The sequence below is a fragment of the Streptomyces sp. a15 genome, from assembly GCF_059026085.1.
Genome location: NZ_JBWLKM010000053.1, coordinates 18,899 through 37,083 on the forward strand (window position 1 = coordinate 18,899; position 18,185 = coordinate 37,083).

The window sequence follows — 18,185 nt, forward strand, 5'->3', positions numbered from 1 at the left end:
CAGCGGACGGCCGGCGCGCGGGTGCCGACTATGTTGGCCGTATGACGAGCCTCGATCACCCGCGACTGTCCGGGCTGGGGCGAAACCCAGCAGCGTCCGTGGGGGTCCTGGTGCGCCTGGCCGCCCACGCGGCCGGCCGTCACGGCATGGCGCTGCGCCGCGGACGCCTCGCCGACGCCGTTGTCGAGGCGCTGTTGACGCACGGCGACGGCCACACCGCGGTGGGCCTTCACGGGGACCGGATCTCCCCAGCGATGCGCCGCAGAATCGCTGAGCATCCCGATCCGGCGATCCGTGATGCCTACGCGGATTTCGTCCGCTACACCGTGGACCGCCAGGTGACGATCGGCATCGACGCCCTTGAGGAGGCCCACGGCCGGCCTCGGACTGCACTTGTCGGCGCGCCGAGTCCGAAGCTGCGCGCCGCGGTAGCGCGAGACTGGTACGACCGGCCGGCAGCGGTGCAAGTGGCGCTGCTCGCCGACCCGGACCCACTGGTCCGTGCGGCCGCCACCGTGCGCAAGGAACCAGGTGTCCCGCCGGAATGGAGGGACCGTTGTCTTGCCGACCCGGCCGTGCGCGTCAACGTGGCGCGCTATGTCCCGCTCACGTCGGACCAGTTCGCACAGCTCATGCGAACCGAGGACGAAGAGGTCTATGAGGCTGTCGCCACAAACCCGCACCTGACCGCCGACATGGTTGCCCGGCTCCTGGACATCGACGACCCGATGGTGCGCGTCGCGGTGGCGCAGAGCCGCCACGTCGACGCCGAAACCCGGAACCGGCTGTATGCGCTCGTAGAAGCCGCGCGCGCGGACGGAAGCATCGAGGCTGGAGTGGCGCTGAGCTGGAACTTCACCGAACCGGACTGGCTGCGCGAAGCGCCCCTCGACGAGCGGATGACCTACCTGGACTGCCAACAGGCCATATTCCGGCGTGTACTGGCCTCCTGCCGCGACCTGCCCGAGGAGGCCTGGCGTCGGCTGGACAACGACCCGGACCTCATGGTCCGCCGCGCCGCCGCCCGCCGGCCGGACGCACCGCCGGACGTCCTGGAACGGCTGGTACGCGCCCACGGCGACGTCTTCCACATCCGACCGCTGCTCGTCGAGCACCCCAACTTTCCCCGTCACACGCTGCGCACGTTCGTCGACGAACCGAGCCCGAACGTGCGCTACGTCGCCCTGCAGGACCCGGAGCTACCCGTGACAGCCCTTCAGCAACTTGCCGCCGATGTGGAGCCCTTCCTGCGCCGCGGGGTCGCCCGTCACCCCAACATCACGGATGCGCTGCTGGGGCAACTACTGGCGGATCCGACCCCCGAGGTCGCCGACGATGCCGGTGCCAACCCGGCGCTGCGGCCCGCCCGGATGTATCGAATCCTCACCGATGCCGGTTTGTGAGGCCCCACATCATTGGACCTGCTCCTCGTTCCCCCGACCGCGGGAGTACATTACCCCTAGGGGTATGAGTGAGGAGTGATGGTGGATCTGGAACTCGCGGGTGCGGAGCTGAAGTCAGTGCTGAATCGGCTGCGCAGGGCGCAGGGGCAGATCGCCGGAGTGATCCGGATGATCGAGGAAGGCCGGGACTGTGAAGAGGTGGTGATGCAGTTGTCCGCGGCCTCCCGTGCTCTCGACCGGGCGGGGTTCGCCATCATCGCCACTGGTCTGCAGCAGTGCTTGACGGACACCGACGGCGACGGCAGGACCGATGAGAGCCGCGAGCAGATGCGCGCCCGCCTGGAGAAACTGTTCCTTTCGCTGGCCTGAGGCGTACGGCGCGCATCAGCTGCGGTGACCGAGCCCCCGGTCTCGATGACGCGAGCTGCTCCTCAGCCGTGCGAGAAGCGGATCTTCGGCAGCACCCGGCGCAGCCAGGCCGGTGACCACCAGGCGGCCCGGCCGGTCAGGCGGAGCAGGACCGGGAGCAGTACGAGCCGGATGAGGAAGGCGTCGAGCAGGACGGCGACGCCGAGGACGATGCCCATTTCCTTGGGCGGCAGCGGGTCGGCCAGCGCGAAGGTGAAGAACACGGCGACCATGACCGCGGCCGCTGCGAAGACGACCCGGCCGGACTGCGCGAGGGCGCCGACGACCGCCTGCCTGGGGTCGCCCGTCCGCTCGTAGTTCTCCTTGGCGGAGGAGAGCAGGAAGACGGTGTAATCCATGGCGATGGCGAAGATCATCGCGAAGAAGAAGACCGGCCCCCATCCGTCGAGGAAGCCCTGCGGTTCGAAACCGAGCAGGTCCGAGAGGTGCCCGTCCTGGAAGATCAGCCTGGCGACGCCGAAGGCGGCAGCGGTGGCGAGGAGGTTCGTCAGCACGCCGATGGCGGCGACCAGCGGGGCCTGCAGGGCGACCAGCAGGAGGAGGAAGCCGAGGACCAGGATGACCCCGATGACGAGCGGTGCCTTGTCGTCCAGGGCCTGCTTGAGGTCGAGGTTCTCCACGGCCGCGCCGCCGACCAGCGCGTCGTCGGGGAGCTCTGCGCGCAGCGTGTGCACGGTCTTCGTCAGCGAGGGATCGGACTGGTCGACGGACGGCATGGCCTGGATGAGGCTCCAGCCCGATCCGTCGGCCGCCTGCTGGGCCGGCAGCACAGCTGCGATGCCGTCCGTCGATGTGAGCGCCTCGACCGTGGCGGCGGACCGGGCGTTCGGTACGACGATCTGCAGCATGCCCGGCGCACCCTTTCCGAAACTCTCCTGGACGAGGGCGTACCCCTGGCGCGAACTGTCGTCCTCGGGCAGGACCTTGATGGACGGCATCGCCGTCTTCAGCCCGAACACCGGCACGGCCAGGGCGATGAGAACAGCCAGTGCGAGGGCACCGAACCGCAGCGGCTGCCGCCACAGGCGCTCGCCCCAGGCACCGAAGCGCGGTGACTCGGTCCGGTCGGTCCGCGTACGGGGCAGCGCCCACTTGTTGACGTTCGAACCGAGCTTGACGAGGACCGCGGGCAGCAGCGTCAGGGTGGCGGCGAGGACGAAGACGACGGAGAGCATGATGCCGACCGCCATGGTCCGTACGGCGGGCGCGGGCACCAGCATCACCGCGGACAGACTCACGAGCACGGTCAGCCCCGACAGCAGGACCGCCTTTCCCGCGGTGTCCATGGTCTCCTCCACGGCACGCCGCCGGTCACCGCTGTGCGCCAGGGCGGCGCGGAACCGGATCACCAGGAACAGCGCGTAGTCGATGCCCAGGGCGAGCGCGAACATCAGGGCGAAGTCCATGGCCCAGATGGAGATCGGCGTGATGTGGCTGATGAGGACGAGGGAGCCGACCGAGGCGGCCAGGCCCGCCATCGTGAGCAACAGCGGCAGTCCCGCGGCGACGAGCGAGCCGAACGCCACGACGAGGACCGCCAGGGTCACCGGCCAGGACAGGATCTCGGCGTGGATCATCGCCTCGAGGTTGGCCGTGTTGAAGTCGCTCCACATCACCGAGGAGCCGGTGGCCCGCACGGTCACGTCGTCGGTGGACAGCTCGCGCAGCGGCTCCTTGAGGTCCTCCGCGGCGCGCACCATGTCGTCGGGGTCGGCCGCGGCACCGCCCAGGACGACGGCCGTCCTGCCGTCGCGACTGATGCTCGCACCGGGCTGAGGCGCCACGACCTCGCTGATCCGGTGGTCGGCCGTCAGTTCCTTGGTGACCTCGGCGATGACTCGCTGCACCGCCGGCTCGCCGACCTGGTGACTGTTCGAGGACACGACGACCTGTATCGCGGAGGAACCGGTGCCGCCGAAGTGCTTCTCGGCCTGCTCTCGCACCTTCACCGACTCCGAGCCGTTGCTCTGCCAGCCCGCGCCGGAGAGCGCCGAGGTCACCTGCGGAGCGAAGGCCCCCAGCACGGCGACGACGACCAGCCAGCCGATGAGCACCTGCTTGAAGTGCCCGGCGGTCCAGGCGCCGAGCCGCCCCAGCGGGCCGGCCGAACCCGGCGGCGAAGGGTCATCGGCATTCCTGCCGGGCGCACCGGTGGTGGTTGTGGACATGGTTCCTCCTTGGGCCGTAATACCCCGTGGGGTATTCTGCGAGGCAGACAATACCCCAGGGGGTATAGAGCCGGCTCACGCCACCACTCGAAGGGATCCACGCAATGCGTTACGACCGCACCGTGCACGTAAAGAGCGACTTCGCCACCACCGTCACGGCGGTGCGCGAGGCCCTGGCCGAGCAGGGATTCGGCATCCTCACCGAGATGGACGTCACCGCCACTCTCAAGGCCAAACTCGGCCACGACATGGAGGACTACCTGATCCTGGGCGCCTGCAACCCGCCCCTCGCCCACCGTGCCCTCGAGATCGACCGCACGATCGGGCTGCTTCTGCCCTGCAACGTCGTCGTACGCGCCGAGGGGGACCACACCGTCGTACAGGCCCTCGATCCCGGCACGATGACCGCCTTCACGGGACTCGAAGCCCTGCGTCCCGTGGCCGAAGAGGCGACACGCCGACTTGACGAAGCCCTGAGCGCGCTTACGCGGCAGCCTGCGTGAGACACGGGCCCCCGCACCCCTCAGCCCTGGGCGGCCTCTTCGATGAGCGCGCGGATCCGCAGCGGCATCTCCTCGCACAGCGAGATGGCCGTACTGGTCCGTGTCACACCCGGCGCGGCGACAATCCGTCCGGTGATCCGATGCAGGTCGGCGGTGTCCCGGGCGACCACCTTCACCAGCAGGTCCGCCTCTCCCGTGGTCGAGTGCATCTCGACCACCTCCGGAATGCCGCGCAGGGTCTCCATCGCGTGCGGAGAGCTGGTCTGACTCAACGCGATCGACACGAAGGCGACCAGCCCACGGCCGAGAAACGCCGGGTCGACACGACGGGTGAACTCTCGGAGCGCTCCCACTTGCTGCATGCGCTGCAAGCGGGAACTGAGGGTGTTGCGCGCAATGCCCAGCCGTGCCGCGAGCGCCAGGGCGGTGGCGTCCGGCTCGTCGTCGATGGCGAGGAGGATCTTTGCATCAAGGCTGTCCACCTGAACATTCTGTCACTGATGCCATGACTCAGGTTCCATTCTGCTCAGCCGAAAAGAGAGGTGTTGCACATTCGGCGCTTCCTTTGCAGGCTGACCGCATGCCCGAGTCCAGTTCGACGCGGTCCGTCCGGCGGTCTCCCGCCCTGCGCACCGCGCTCTCCGCCATACCGCCCTACGCCCCCGGCCGTCGCGCGTCATCCGCACTCACCGCGGCACTCGCGTCCAACGAAAGCCACTTCGCACCCCTGCCGTCCGTGCAGCAGGTCGTACAGAACGCCGCTCGGACGGTCAACCGCTACCCGGACATGACGAGCACCCGCCTGCGCGAGGAAATCGGCGCGTTCCTTCAGACGGATCCCAGCCACATCGCCGTCAGCCCGGGAAGTGTCGGAGCACTGCAGCAGCTCATGACCTCGTTCTGCGACGAGGGCGACGAAGTCGTCTTCGCCTGGCGCTCGTTCGAGGCCTACCCGATCCTCGTCCAGCTTGCCGGCGCCCGGCCTGTCCCCGTTTCCCTCACTCCGGCCGAGGAGCACGACCTCGACGCCATGGCGGCAGCGATCACTGATCGAACGCGGATGGTGCTCCTGTGTGTGCCCAACAACCCGACCGGCGTGGGCATGACCCAGGCTGACCTGGTGGCATTCCTCGACCGGGTCCCGCCGACCGTGCTCGTGGTGGTCGACGAGGCATACGCCGAGTACGTCGACTCGCCGGGGCACGCCGCCGCCCTGAGCCTGCTCGACGAACGTTCCAACGTCTGTGTCCTGCGCACCTTTTCCAAGGCGTACGGACTCGCCGGTCTGCGCGTCGGATACGCCGTGGGGCCCGCCCATGTCGCGGACGGCCTCCGGCGGGCAGCGCTTCCCTTCGGGGTCAGCGCTCCGGCCCAGGAGGCCGCGATCGCCTCCCTGGCCGCAGCCGAGGAGTTGCACACGCGCGTCACGGCCCTGGTCCGGGAACGGAGGCGAGTCGTCGAGGCGGTTCGGGACCAGGGATGGTCCGTGCCCGACAGCCAGGCGAACTTCTTCTGGCTGCGCGCGAACGGCCGCCCGCTGAGCAGACTGCTCACCGCGTTCGACGACGCAGAGATCCTGGTACGGCCCTTCGCCGACGAAGGAATCCGCATCACCCTCGCCGACCGCGACACCAACGACCGCGTCCTGCGGGTCCTGTCCGACGTGCGTCGCGGAGCAGCACTGTGAACACCGAGACAGCCGAAGCCCCGTCCACCGACCGCGTGATACCGCACAGCCCTGCCGAGGACGTCCTCGGCATCGCCGTCGGCACACTGGTCACCTCGTTCGGGCTCTTCCTGATCAACACCACAGGTGCGGTCACCGGTGGTACCGCCGGCCTCGTTCTGTGGCTCGCACAGACCGTGCACTGGCCGTTCGCCGCCGTCTTCGCCCTCGTGAACCTGCCCTTCGCCGTCCTGGCCTGGACACGAAGGGGATGGCGCTTCGTCGCGAGTTCGGTGCTGGCGGTGTCGTTGCTCTCGGTGTTCTCCCTGCTCCATCCCATGTACATCGAAGCGGCACAGGTCAATCCGCTGTACGCCGTACTCATGGGCAATCTCGCCGCGGGCATCGGCCTCCTCATCGTGCTCCGCCACCATTCCAGCCTCGGTGGTTTCAACGTCGTCGCCCTCATGTGCCAAGACAGTCTGAGGTGGCGAGCCGGGTACGTGCTCCTGGCGCTCGACGCCACGGTCGTCGCGCTGTCAGCCCTGACGGCACCGTTTCACACCGTCGTACTGTCCGTGGCAGGCGTCGTTGTCCTCAATCTGGTCCTCGTCGTGAACCATCGGCCCGGCCGCTATCCCGCGGCCCTCTGAGCGGCGGGCGGGTTCGCGGACCGGTCGGCTGCGCCGACGTTCACCGGCGTTGCGGGACAGGGCCTCGGGCGGGGGACCCGTCCCGTCCGCTCCCTCGCGGAGGGGTCTCGCCGAGCGCCGAGCGCCGAGGTCCCCTGTGCCTCTGCTGCTCGCGGACCGACCGGCACTCAGTCGCAGGTGACGCTGTCTCGCGGCACGTACCGGGTCTTGAAGGTCTCGCGCCTGACTTCCTCGCCAGCGTCCTTGAAGACCCGGTCGACCGCCACGTCGAAGCCTTCGAGCGGGGTCTGCGGCACGCACTTCTCCTCGGCACCCTCGCGGGTTCCCGGCTGCTCCACGTTGGTGCGCGGGCCCTTGACGGCCTCCACCGCGTCGTACTTCTTGGTGCCGAGGAAGGTGACCGTGACGGAGGTGTCGGTGGCGCTCGCCTGGATGTACAGGGCGTTGCCCGAGTCGTTCCTGAACCTCAGGTCGATGCTGCCCCAGGCCACCGTCGCCTCTCGGCCCTCCGGGTAGCGCTCGATGTAGAACGAGTGCGCCCGGTACTCCAGCGGTTTCACCCCGGCGAAGAACATGGCGTTGAAGACCGTGGTGGCGACCGTGGACACGCCCCCACCGGCTGCCTTCTCGAACTGGTCGTTGTTGATGATGATGCCCTCGACGAACCCGTTGGCCTTGGTCCGCTCGCCCACGGTGCGGTTCAGGCTCCAGTCCGCGCCGGGGAGCACGACCGACCCGTCGATCAGCTCCGCGGCACGGCCGATGTTGGTGACGCGGTACGGCTCGGGCTCGAAATTGACCGTGAAGGTGGACAGCTTCTCCTTGATGCCCAGCCGGCCGACGTTGTCGCCGGTCAGCTTCGGCTCCAGCTTCTCGGTGGCCACCGCCCCGGTGCGGGCCGCCCCGGTCCGTGTCAGGAGTGGCAGTACGGCCGTTTCGACCGCCTTGGCCGTGATCTCCTGCCCGGCCTTGCCGTTCGAGGCCACCACCACGCGCCCGCCGTCCAGGCGCAGCTTGGCGTTGACCGCCTCGTCGGTGGCCTGCGCGAGCGGACCGGTCAGGGCCGGATCTGCCAGGAGGCCCTTGCCGTCCAGTGCCGGTGTGAGCCGGTTCGCCTTGTCCGGTTTCATCGCCAGGTGCTCGCCGAGCGTCGCCGGACTGATCTCGATCTTCCGCCCACCCGCGGTGAGGGTGACCGGGGCCGACATCGCGGGCCCGGCGAACTCCTTGATCGCCCGGTTAACCTCCGCCTCGCCGACCCGTGGCTCGGTGGTACGGATCGGCAGACGGACCGCAGCCGTCCCCTGGCCGGGGACAGAGGAGGCCGCCAGAGCCTTGAGCGCGCCGTCCACGTCCAGGGACTGCCCGGACACCGGCTTCGCGGACACCGGCTCGCCCGCGTGGAACGTGACGCCGCCATCGCGGACCTTCCGGTCGTGTCCCTTCGCGGTCTTCGCCAGCGCGGCACGGGCCTTCGCCTCGTCCACGCGGACGACCGGCTCCACTTCACGATCATCGCTGGTGAACAGGCGGCCGATCACGGTGAACGGGTCGCTCCCCGCGCGCGCGGCGCGGGCGACGGTCTCTTCGCCGTCCAGAGAGAAGCCCGCCACTTCGATGGCGGCGGTGCGGTCGCCCATGCGCACCTTCACCGGCTCCGACCAGGCTCCACCGAGGGCGCTCTGCAGCTTCTCCCGCGCCTGCGAGCGGCTCATCCCTCCGATGTCCACACCGCTCACCCGGGTGCCCCCGGGAACCTCGCCGCTGGAGGCCAGCAGGCCCACCACGTACAGCCCGCCGAAGGCGAGACCCGCCGCGCCGGCCGCCACCAGAGCGACGCGGCCTATTCGGCGACGGCCGGCCGGCGTGGCGTCGGCGGTGTCGGCGGGTGGGCCGAGAAGGGATGAGCGGAGCACTGGTTCTCCTCGTCTGTAACCGGTGGTGCTATCGGGATGTTCGTGGTGACTCCACCGGCTCGATCACCAGATCTGCCGGGCGCGGACACGGCACACGCACTCCCCGCCGGACCAGTGCTACTCGGCCCCTCGGCACGTATCCCCCAGTTAACTAAGCCTCTTAGTTGTACCAGCAGCATCGACCGCACTTGTCTGTTGTGGCGCTTCCCACAGTCCCACCGTCGGCCGCTCCGGCCTCGATGTGGATCAGAGGAATGCGAACCGGCTTCACTCCGGGTCGGCAACGAGCACTTCCACGCCGCTGGCCTGCAGCGCGTCGAGCTCTGGCGCCGAGATGCCGGCGTCGACGATGACGAGGTCGAATGCGGTGACGGATGCGAGCTGGTAGAGGCCGCGGCGCTGGAACTTGGTGTGGTCGACCAGAAGGATCTTGCGGTCGCAGGCCTCCATCAGCGCTCGTTTCACTCCCACGGTCTCCTGGGACTGGTGGTAGCAGTGGCCACGGGTGATGGCCGTCGTCGAGGCGAACAGCGTGTCGGCACGCAGGCTGTTGACCGCGTCGATGGTCCGGATGCCGAGGAACGCGTCGTAGGCCGGGTAGTAGGCGCCGCCAAGCGAGATGAGGTCGATCCCCGGACTGCCGGCCAGAACCTGGATCACGGGTACGAAGTTGGTGATGACCGTGAGCGGTGCGCGCTGCGAGAGCAGTCCGGCGAGCGCGAGGGCGGTGGTGCTGTCGTCGACGATGAGGGACTGCCCGGGCTTGACGAGGGGAAGTGCGGCACGGGCGAGTGCGCTCTTCTCCGCCGCCATGGCCTGGTTGCGGTGCCGGATGTCGCCGTGGAATGCCGTCGACGGTTGTGCGGTCGCGCCGCCGCGGACCTTTCTCAGCCACCCCTTGCCCTGCAGGTAGTCGAGATCGCGACGGATGGTCATCGGTGTCACGCCCAGCTCGTCGGCGAGCCGCTCGATACGGACGAAACCTTCGTCGACGACGCGGCTCTTGATCCGCTCCCGCCTCTCGCGCGGCCCTCGCCCACCCTCATCGGTGGCCGGATCTCTGCCTTCCCCCATGGAGTCCCCCTGTTCCCTTTCTGTTAACAGAACACATACGGGCCGTATCGGGATTTCATCGCGCCCATTGCCACGCCCTTCCCCTGCAACGAGGGCGTTACAGCTCGGTTTGTGGCGCGCCCGCCGAAGGAGCATGGCACACCGATGTTCACCCATGCCAGCAGAACGAACAGCCTCAATGATCAAACGATCAGACTCCGGTGTTCAGTTCTCGGGATCTGTTGACACCCCCAAGGGCCGCGAGTTTCTTGTGCGTTACGTCATAGCGGCCGACCGGCGGCTACACGGTCCGGATCAAGGAGTCGAACATGAGGAAACTGGCCAGTGGTGCTCTCACCGGCATCCTCGCCCTGGGCGCTCTCACCGCCTGCGCTCAGGAACCGAGTGCTGGTTCCTCCAAGGCGGACGGAGGGTCGGGCAAGGTCGCGTTCCTCATGCCGGACCTGGCCTCCACCCGCTACGAGCAGTACGACGCTCCGCTGTTCAAGGAGCGTATGGCCGAGCTCTGCCCGGACTGCGAGGTGCTCTACCAGAACGCCAACGCCGACGCCTCGCTTCAGCAGCAGCAGGCGAATTCCGCGATGACCCAGGGTGCCAAGGTGATCGTGCTCGATCCGGTGGACTCGGCCGCGGCGGCCACGATCGTGCAGACGGCGCAGTCCCAGGGCGTCAAGGTGGTCGCCTACGACCGACCCATCCCCGACAAGCCCGCGGACTTCTACGTGTCGTTCGACAACGAGGCGATCGGTGAGGCCATCGCCCAGTCGCTGGTCGACCACCTGAAGGAGACCAAGGCCACGGGCGGTGTGCTCCAGATCAACGGGTCTCCCACCGACGCCGCCGCCGGGCTGATCAAGAAGGGCATCCACAACGCCGTCGACGACAGCGGGTTCCAGCTGCTCGCCGAGTACGACACGCCGGGCTGGGCACCGGAGAAGGCCCAGCAGTGGGCGAGCGGGCAGATCTCCCAGTACCGCGGCAGGATCGCCGGTGTGGTGGCGGCCAACGACGGCACCGGCGGCGGAGCGATCGCGGCATTCAAGGCCGCGGATGTGCAGGTCCCGCCGGTGACCGGCAACGACGCGGAGCTGGCAGCGATCCAGCGGATCATCGCGGGCGATCAGTACAACACCATCTCCAAGCCGATCAAGATCGTCGCCGAGGCGGCCGCAGACGTTGCCCACCAGCTGCTGCAGGGCGAGGAGCCCAAGGCGGCCACCAAGCTGTTCAACACCCCGTCGCAGCTGTTCAAGCCGACCGTCGTGACCCAGAAGAACCTCAAGGAGGTCACCTTCGGTCCCGAAGGAGTGCTCAAGGCCAAGGACGTGTGCACCGCGCAGTACGCCGCCGACTGCCGGCGCCTGGGCATCCAGTAGCCGTCCGAAGTCTCCGAGGAAAGAGGGTCACGATGACAGGCACCGCGGGTACCGGTGCGGGCACGGACACCGTGTTGTCGCTGAGGGGAATCTCCAAGAACTTCGGCGCGGTCGCCGCGCTGACCGACATAGAGCTCGACGTCGCGGCCGGTGAGGTGGTCGCCATCGTCGGGGACAACGGCGCCGGCAAGTCCACCCTGGTGAAGATCCTGTCGGGGGTGTACACCCCCGACGCGGGAGAGATCTTCGTACACGGCAAGAAGGTGTCTCTCGGCTCACCGGCCCTTGCCCACTCGATGGGCATAGCCACCGTTTTCCAGGACCTCGCCCTGTGCGAGAACCTCGACGTCAAGGCGAACCTGTTCCTCGGCCAGGAACTCCGGCCCTGGATGCTGGACGACGTCGCGATGGAAAAGCGCTCCTGGGAGTTGCTGCGACAGCTGTCGGCGAAGATCCCCACGCTCAGCGTCCCGGTGGCCGCCCTCTCGGGCGGCCAGCGGCAGACGGTCGCGATCGCACGATCCCTGCTGAGCGACCCGAAGATCGTCCTGCTCGACGAGCCGACGGCCGCCCTGGGCGTCGCGCAGACAGCCGAGGTCCTCAACCTGGTCGAGCGGCTCAGGCACAACGGACTCGGCGTCGTGATGATCAGCCACAACATGGAGGACGTCCGGGCGGTCGCCGACCGCGTCGCGGTGCTGAGGCTGGGCCGCAACAACGGCGTGTACGACGCCAAGGACGTCTCCTCCGAAGAGATCGTCGCCGCGATCACCGGCGCGAGCGACAACGTGGTCTCGCGGCGGGCCGCGGGCCGGGCGACTTCCCCGAAGGAAGAGAAGGAAGAGCTGTGACCATCATCGACACCTCGGTGGCAACGGCCACCGACCGGCAGGACGAGCGTCTCGTGACGCCGCAAGGCATCGCCGACAGCATCAGGGCCACGATCCGCCGCGTTCGGGGCGGAGACCTGGGCATGCTGCCCGTCGTCGGCGGCATCGTGGTGATCTGGACGATCTTCCAGCTGCTCAATCCGACCTTCCTGTCCAGCACCAACCTCGTGAACCTGTCCTTCGACATGGTCCCGGTGGGCGTCCTCGCGCTGGGGATCGTATGCGTCCTGCTGGTCGGCCAGATCGACCTCTCCGTGGGATCGGTGAGCGGCGTGTCGGCCGCGATCACGGCCGTCGTCATGGTGAAGAACGAGCAGCCGATGTGGCTGGCGGTCCTCGCGGCCGTGGCCGGCGGCTGCCTGATCGGATGGCTCTACGGCCAGGTACTCAACCGCGTGGGCGTGCCCAGCTTCGTGGTCACCCTGGGAGGGCTGCTGGCTTTCCTCGGCGTCCAGCTGTGGCTCCTGCGAGGCCAGAACGCGATCAACCTGCCCTACGACTCCACCCTGGTGAAGTTCGCCCAGCTCTGGTTCGTCCCCGCCTGGGTGGCCTACGCGCTGGCGGTGGCGGCCGCCGGCGGGTTCCTGGCCACCGGGTGGGTGCGCGCCCGCACCCGCCGCCACGCCGGGCTGTCGTCCTCGTCGCCGCAGTGGCTTGTCATGCAGTCCCTTCTGCTGCTGGCCGGGCTGCTGCTCGCGGTCTTCTACCTGAACCGCACGCGCGGTGTCGCCTGGATGTTCGTCTTCTTCGTCGCGCTGGTGCTGGTGATGAACTACGTCCTGACCCGCACCAAGTTCGGACGGTCGCTCTACGCGGTCGGCGGCAATGCCGAGGCGTCCCGCAGGGCCGGCATCAACGTGCGGCGCGTATACACCTCGGCGTTCGTCATGTGTTCCGCCCTGGCCGCGGTCGGCGGCATCCTGGCCGCCTCGCGACTGGCCGCGGCGAACCAGAGCAGCGGTAGCGGAGACGTCAACCTCAACGCCATCGCCGCGGCGGTGATCGGCGGGACCAGCCTGTTCGGCGGCCGCGGCTCGGCCATCGCCGCCCTGCTGGGAGTCCTGGTCATCCAGTCGATCTCCAGCGGTCTCACTCTGCTGAACCTCGACTCCTCCTACCGGTTCATCATCACCGGCGCGGTTCTGCTCATCGCTGTCGGCCTGGACTCCGTCGCCCGGCGCTCGCGCCAGGCACACGGTCGGGGGTGACGCAGGTGACTGCGATCGCCATCGACGCGGGCACCACCACCATCAAGGTGGTCGGATACGCCGACGACGGGAAAGAGCTGGCAGTGAGCCGTCGGCCCACCCAGGTGAAACGGCCCCGTCCCGGGTGGGCCGAGCAGGACATGTCCGAAGTCTGGGCCGCGGTCGCCGCCGCCGTCCGGGAAGTCGTCGCCGCGCTCCCCGACGCACCCGACCTGGTCGCCGTCACCGCACAGGGCGACGGAGCCTGGCTGGTCGACGGCCAAGGGCACCCCACCGGACCCGCCGTACTGTGGAACGACGGGCGAGCCACGGAGCAGATCACTGCGTGGGAGCGTGACGGGGTGGCGCGGGAGGCGTTCCGGATCTGCGGATCGCGGGTGTCCACCGGGATGCCCAACGCCGTGCTGGCCTGGCTGCACGAGAACGACCCCGACCGGGTGGCCCGATCGAGCCACCTGCTGACCTGCGGCGGCTGGCTTCACCTGAAGCTGACGGGGGAGCCCGCCGTCGACGAGTCGGACGCCTCGGCGCCGTTCATGGACATCAGGCGGCGCGACTGGTCCGACCGGCTGTTCGAGCTCTACGGCCTTCAGTGGGCACGGCGACTCCTGCCCGAGCTTCGCGACGACGACCACCGCGTCACCACGATCAGCACCTCCGCGGCCGAAGAGACCGGACTGTCCGCAGGCATCCCGGTGGTGATGGCGCCGTACGACATCTGCGCCACCGCCATCGGCGCCGGCGCGGTGACCGCCGGCCAGGCGTGCTGCATCCTCGGCACCACCCTGGCCACCGAGGTCATCACGGACACGGTGGTCACCGACGAGCCGGTGGGCATCACCGTGACGCTCGGAGTCCCAGGTCGCTACCTCCGTGCCTTCCCCACCATGAGCGGCGGCGACGTCCTGGACTGGGGGGCGGGGCTGCTCGGACTGACCTCGGTCACCGACCTGATGGACCTGGCGGCGCGGGGCCGACGCCATACAGCCGGGGTGCGGTTCATCCCCTACCTCTCGCCTGCCGGGGAACGGGCCCCGTTCTTCGACACCACCGCACGCGGTTCCCTGTCCGGCCTCTCCCTGGAAGCCGGCCGCGAGGACGTGGCCCGTGCGCTGGTGGAGGGGGTCACCATGACCATCCGCGACTGTCTGGCCGCGGCCCCGGGCTCCCCGGACAGGCTGGCGCTCTGCGGCGGCGGCACCAGAAGCGACTTCTGGATGCGGCTGATCGCCGATGTGACCGGCCTTCCTGTGACCATTCCCGCCGCCGCGGAGGTCGGGGCCCGCGGCGCCTGGCTGACCGGCCTGGTCGCCACCGGCCGCGAGCCGGACTTCCCGACCGCCGCCGCCCGGCACGTGCAGGTTGCCGCCACCTACCAGCCCGATCCGCAGGCGTTCGACGACTTCAGCGACCGGTACGCCGGCTTCTTGCGGCTGCGGGAGCTGAACCGGCCGCTGTGGACACACGACCGCGGACAGACACCTCCGACGCCGACCGGTGGAGACAGCGTATGACCGCCACCGGAAGCGATGCCTGGCTGGGCATCGACCTGGGCACCCAGGGCGTACGCGTGGTCGTCGCCGCGTCCGACGGCACTGTGCTGGGTGAGGGCTCGTGCCCGCTGACCAGCCGCCGGGAGGGCGATCGCCATGAGCAGCACCCTGAGCAGTGGTGGCGCGCGGTCCTCACGGCGATCGACCGGGCCCGCGCCGCGGGCGCCGACCTGCGCCGGGTCCAGGGGGTGGCCGTGGACGCGACCTCCGGCACCATCACCATGCTCGACCGCCGCGGCCTGTGTGTGACACCGGCGTTGATGTACGACGACGGGCGCGCCGCGGCGGAGACGGAACAGGTCAACGCCGCCGGGGAGCAGCAGTGGGCCAAGGCCGGCTACCAGCGGATGCAGCGATCCTGGGCTCTGCCCAAGCTCCGATGGCTGCTCGGCCACTATCCCCAGGCCGCTGAGAACGGCTGGCGACTGGCGCACCAGAACGACGTCATCAACCGCAGGCTCGTCGGGCACGAGGTGCCCACGGACACCAGCAACGCGCTCAAGACCGGTGCCGACGCCGCACAGGTGACCTGGCCCGAGCCCGTGCTCGCCGCGTTGGAGATTCCCCGCACGATGCTGCCCGACCTGGTGCTGCCCGGCACGGTCATCGGTCAGGTCTGCGCCGCGGCCGCCGCCGAGACCGGGCTCACCGAAGGCACCGCCGTCGTCGCCGGGATGACCGACGGCTGCGCGGCACAACTGGGCTCCGGCGCGACCGCCGTAGGAAGCTGGAACTCGGTCATGGGCACCACCCTCGTACTCAAAGGCGTCACCAAAGACCTCGTCCATGATCCGCACGGGGTCGTCTACTCCCACCGCTCACCCTCCGGCCACTGGCTGCCCGGCGGAGCCTCCAGTGTCGGGGCCGGCCTGGTCGCACGAGAATTCGCGGACGCCGACCTGGACCGGCTCACCCGCGAGGCCGCGGCACTGCTGCCCACCGACCTGTTGCGCTATCCGCTGGTCTCCCCGGGCGAACGGTTCCCCTTCGTCGCCCCGGCCGCCCGCGCGTTCGGCAGCCGCGAACCGGCCACCCGCGCCGAGTCCTTCGCCGCACTGCTGCAGGGCGCCGCGTACATCGAACGGCTCTGCTTCGACTACGTGGACCTGCTCGGCGCCCCCACCGACGGAACGATCGTCCTCACCGGCGGGGCCACCCGCAACCCCCTGTGGAACCAGTTGCGCGCCGATGTGCTGCGACGCCCGGTGAGCCTTCCGCGCAACGCGCAACCGGCGCTCGGCATGGCGGTGCTGGCAGCCTCGAGCCGTGCCCCGCTGGACAGCGTCGCCGCCGCGATGGTGCGACTCGACCGGACCCTCGAACCGCGCCGTTCGGAGAAACACCGTCACGAAGCGGGCTACCTCCGGCTGCTCGACCTGCTTGTCCAACGCGGCTGGCTCCCCGGCGTCGTCGCGACCCACGCACGAGAGAGGACGGCGCTTTGAGCCTCCATGTCATCTTCGTCCGGCACGGGGAGACCGTGTGGCACGCCGAGAACCGGTATGCCGGCAGCACCGACATCGCACTCACCGAGCGCGGCCACGCACAGTCACGCGCGCTCGCGGACTGGGCCGCGCAGGCGGACCTCACCGCCATCTGGGCCTCCACGCTGACGCGCTCCCAAGAGACCGCGCACGAGAGCTCGTTGCGCACCGGGCTGCCGGTGAGCGTGGACGAACGGCTGCGCGAGCTCGACTTCGGCATCGCCGAGGGCCTCACGCGCGCCGAGATGCAACAACGGTTTCCCGACCATCTCGCGGCCTTCACGACCGACCCGGTGACGAACCACTTCCCCAAGGGCGAGAACCCCGTCGACGCCGCCGACCGCTATCTGGCGTTCCTCACCGACCTCCAGGCCGATCACCGCGACGGCCGCGTCCTGGTCGTGGGCCACTCCACCGCGATCCGGCTCGCGCTGTGCCGCCTGCTCGGCCTGCCGCTGCGCGCGTACCGCCGGACCTTCCCGTTCCTGGCCAACTGCGCACTCAACGAAGTCGTGTTCAACGACGGCGTGCCGTCGCTGCTGAGTCTGAACCGCCCCGTGACCCCAGGAGCACTCACGTGACCACCATCCTCGCCGCCGGTGACCACTTCGTCCTCAACTCCCTGCTCATCGACAGGCTCCGGCCCGCCGCACCCACCGCGACCTTCCGCGAACTCACCCTGCCCTGGCCGGTCGAGCCCTTCGGGGACGTGGCCGAGGTACAGGAGGCGTCCGGCACCGAGGAGCAGCTCATCGAGGCCCTCAGCGGAGTGGACATCTGCGTCACCCAGATGGCCCCGCTCACCGAACGGATCCTGAAGGCCAGCCCCGATCTGCGCCTGTTCTGCGTCAGCCGCGGCGGCCCCGTCAACGCCAACCTCGAAGCAGCCACCCGGCACGGCGTCGCGGTCTCCTTCGCCCCCGGGCGCAACGCCACCGCCACCGCCGAGCACACGGTCGCCCTCATGATGGCCGCGGCCCGACGCGTCCCCGCCACCCACGCGGACCTCGCCACAGGCACCTGGCGAGGTGACTACTACATGTTCGACAAGGTCGGGCCGGAACTCGAGGGCAGCACCGTCGGGATCGTCGGATACGGCGCCATCGGCTCCCGCGTCGCCCGGATCCTGCGCGGATTCGGAGCCCACGTCCTCGTCGCCGACCCCTATGTCCGTGCGGACGACGTGTCACCGGCCGAGGTGACCGACCTGGCGGACCTCATGCGGCGCTCCACGTTCGTCACCGTCCATGCCCGCGCGACACCGGAAACCGAGCGCTTGATCTCCAGGCAGATGATCGATCTGATGCCCGAGGGCGGCGTGCTGGTCAACTGTGCCCGCGGGTCCCTCGTCGACTACGACGCCGTGTGCGATGCCCTGGATGCCGGGAAGCTCTTCGGTGCGGCCTTCGACGTCTTCCCCCGCGAGCCGATCCCCGCCGACTCACGCCTGCTGACGACCCCCAACATCGTCATGACCCCCCATCTGGCCGGCGCCAGCAAACAGACTGCCTTCAACGCCGCCACCATCGTGGCCTCGGAAGTAGCAAGATTCCTGCAAGGCCGGCCACTCGCGCACTGTGCGAACCCAGAGGTTCTTGCCCGGCTTCACTGAGATCTGGGTTCAGAGTGGAGCGCCGCCGAACCCGATCTCGTTCCCCTCCGGATCGTGGTACGTCACCTTGCGCACACCATTCGCGTAGGTCTCCCGCTTCGTGGGCTCCAGTCCCCGATCGGTGATCCCGGCGACGAGGGTGTCGAGGTCGTCGACGAAGATGGTGTGCAGGGCGTGGCCGGCGTGCTCCGGTCGCTGTTCGATGGCCACCGACCGATGTTCCGCGAGTTCCCATACGGCCTCCGTGTCG

17 protein-coding genes are annotated in these 18,185 nt (G+C 69.2%); 12 read left to right on the forward strand and 5 right to left on the reverse strand.

Going from position 1 to position 18,185, the window contains the following annotated elements; all coding sequences use genetic code 11:
* The first annotated feature begins 41 nt into the window (after window positions 1-41).
* Window positions 42-1,403, forward strand: coding sequence for a hypothetical protein (locus tag AC5P09_RS35820; protein ID WP_493877885.1), 1,362 nt, complete (start codon window positions 42-44; stop codon window positions 1,401-1,403).
* Window positions 1,404-1,484: 81 nt separating this feature from the next.
* Window positions 1,485-1,772 (forward strand): metal-sensitive transcriptional regulator, encoded by a 288-nt coding sequence (locus AC5P09_RS35825; RefSeq protein WP_493877920.1) that lies wholly within the window; start codon window positions 1,485-1,487, stop codon window positions 1,770-1,772.
* 62 nt (window positions 1,773-1,834) lie between these two features.
* Here the strand turns inward: AC5P09_RS35825 and AC5P09_RS35830 are convergent, their stop codons facing one another.
* A complete protein-coding gene (locus AC5P09_RS35830; RefSeq protein ID WP_493877886.1) occupies window positions 1,835-4,000 on the reverse strand; it encodes an MMPL family transporter in 2,166 nt (721 codons plus the stop codon).
* Window positions 4,001-4,104: 104 nt separating this feature from the next.
* Between AC5P09_RS35830 and AC5P09_RS35835 the strand changes: the two genes are divergently transcribed.
* Complete coding sequence (locus tag AC5P09_RS35835; protein ID WP_493877887.1) at window positions 4,105-4,503, forward strand: DUF302 domain-containing protein; 399 nt, start codon at window positions 4,105-4,107, stop codon at window positions 4,501-4,503.
* Between the two features lie 20 nt (window positions 4,504-4,523).
* Here the strand turns inward: AC5P09_RS35835 and AC5P09_RS35840 are convergent, their stop codons facing one another.
* Window positions 4,524-4,985 carry an Lrp/AsnC family transcriptional regulator gene (locus tag AC5P09_RS35840; RefSeq protein ID WP_493877888.1) on the reverse strand — a complete coding sequence of 154 codons (462 nt, stop codon included), beginning with the start codon at window positions 4,983-4,985 and terminating at the stop codon, window positions 4,524-4,526.
* Between the two features lie 98 nt (window positions 4,986-5,083).
* Between AC5P09_RS35840 and AC5P09_RS35845 the strand changes: the two genes are divergently transcribed.
* Together AC5P09_RS35845 and AC5P09_RS35850 are read left to right on the forward strand one after the other, a co-directional pair.
* The gene (locus AC5P09_RS35845) at window positions 5,084-6,190 is read left to right on the forward strand and encodes a histidinol-phosphate transaminase (protein WP_493877889.1); all 1,107 of its coding nucleotides are present in this window, start codon (window positions 5,084-5,086) and stop codon (window positions 6,188-6,190) included.
* On the forward strand, window positions 6,187-6,822 hold the full coding sequence (locus AC5P09_RS35850) for a YitT family protein (RefSeq protein WP_493877890.1): 636 nt from the start codon (window positions 6,187-6,189) through the stop codon (window positions 6,820-6,822). Before AC5P09_RS35845 ends, AC5P09_RS35850 begins: the two co-directional genes overlap by 4 nt.
* A 167-nt stretch (window positions 6,823-6,989) precedes the next feature.
* On the opposite strand, the gene AC5P09_RS35855 is transcribed toward AC5P09_RS35850, so the two are convergent.
* Both AC5P09_RS35855 and AC5P09_RS35860 read right to left on the reverse strand, forming a co-directional pair.
* Window positions 6,990-8,738 carry a VanW family protein gene (locus tag AC5P09_RS35855; protein ID WP_493877891.1) on the reverse strand — a complete coding sequence of 583 codons (1,749 nt, stop codon included), beginning with the start codon at window positions 8,736-8,738 and terminating at the stop codon, window positions 6,990-6,992.
* Between the two features lie 267 nt (window positions 8,739-9,005).
* Window positions 9,006-9,812, reverse strand: coding sequence for a DeoR/GlpR family DNA-binding transcription regulator (locus AC5P09_RS35860; protein WP_493877892.1), 807 nt, complete (start codon window positions 9,810-9,812; stop codon window positions 9,006-9,008).
* Window positions 9,813-10,120: 308 nt separating this feature from the next.
* Between AC5P09_RS35860 and AC5P09_RS35865 the strand changes: the two genes are divergently transcribed.
* The 7 genes from AC5P09_RS35865 (at window position 10,121) to AC5P09_RS35895 (ending at window position 17,935) form a co-directional block, all read left to right on the forward strand.
* Window positions 10,121-11,188, forward strand: a complete 1,068-nt coding sequence (locus tag AC5P09_RS35865; RefSeq protein ID WP_493877893.1) for an ABC transporter substrate-binding protein — start codon at window positions 10,121-10,123, stop codon at window positions 11,186-11,188.
* Window positions 11,189-11,220: 32 nt separating this feature from the next.
* Entirely contained in the window at window positions 11,221-12,039 is an 819-nt protein-coding gene (locus AC5P09_RS35870; protein ID WP_493877894.1) for an ATP-binding cassette domain-containing protein, read from the forward strand.
* 122 nt (window positions 12,040-12,161) lie between these two features.
* Complete coding sequence (locus AC5P09_RS35875; protein ID WP_493877921.1) at window positions 12,162-13,286, forward strand: sugar ABC transporter permease; 1,125 nt, start codon at window positions 12,162-12,164, stop codon at window positions 13,284-13,286.
* A 5-nt stretch (window positions 13,287-13,291) separates the two neighbouring features.
* Window positions 13,292-14,800, forward strand: coding sequence for an FGGY family carbohydrate kinase (locus AC5P09_RS35880; protein WP_493877895.1), 1,509 nt, complete (start codon window positions 13,292-13,294; stop codon window positions 14,798-14,800).
* Window positions 14,797-16,284, forward strand: a complete 1,488-nt coding sequence (locus AC5P09_RS35885) for an FGGY-family carbohydrate kinase (protein ID WP_493877896.1) — start codon at window positions 14,797-14,799, stop codon at window positions 16,282-16,284. The genes AC5P09_RS35880 and AC5P09_RS35885 overlap by 4 nt, the downstream gene beginning before the upstream one ends.
* Window positions 16,281-16,904 carry a histidine phosphatase family protein gene (locus AC5P09_RS35890; protein WP_493877897.1) on the forward strand — a complete coding sequence of 208 codons (624 nt, stop codon included), beginning with the start codon at window positions 16,281-16,283 and terminating at the stop codon, window positions 16,902-16,904. Before AC5P09_RS35885 ends, AC5P09_RS35890 begins: the two co-directional genes overlap by 4 nt.
* Window positions 16,901-17,935 carry a 2-hydroxyacid dehydrogenase gene (locus tag AC5P09_RS35895; protein ID WP_493877898.1) on the forward strand — a complete coding sequence of 345 codons (1,035 nt, stop codon included), beginning with the start codon at window positions 16,901-16,903 and terminating at the stop codon, window positions 17,933-17,935. The genes AC5P09_RS35890 and AC5P09_RS35895 overlap by 4 nt, the downstream gene beginning before the upstream one ends.
* 9 nt (window positions 17,936-17,944) lie before the next feature.
* Here the strand turns inward: AC5P09_RS35895 and AC5P09_RS35900 are convergent, their stop codons facing one another.
* Complete coding sequence (locus tag AC5P09_RS35900; RefSeq protein WP_493877899.1) at window positions 17,945-18,145, reverse strand: VOC family protein; 201 nt, start codon at window positions 18,143-18,145, stop codon at window positions 17,945-17,947.
* Between the last annotated feature and the right edge of the window lie 40 nt (window positions 18,146-18,185).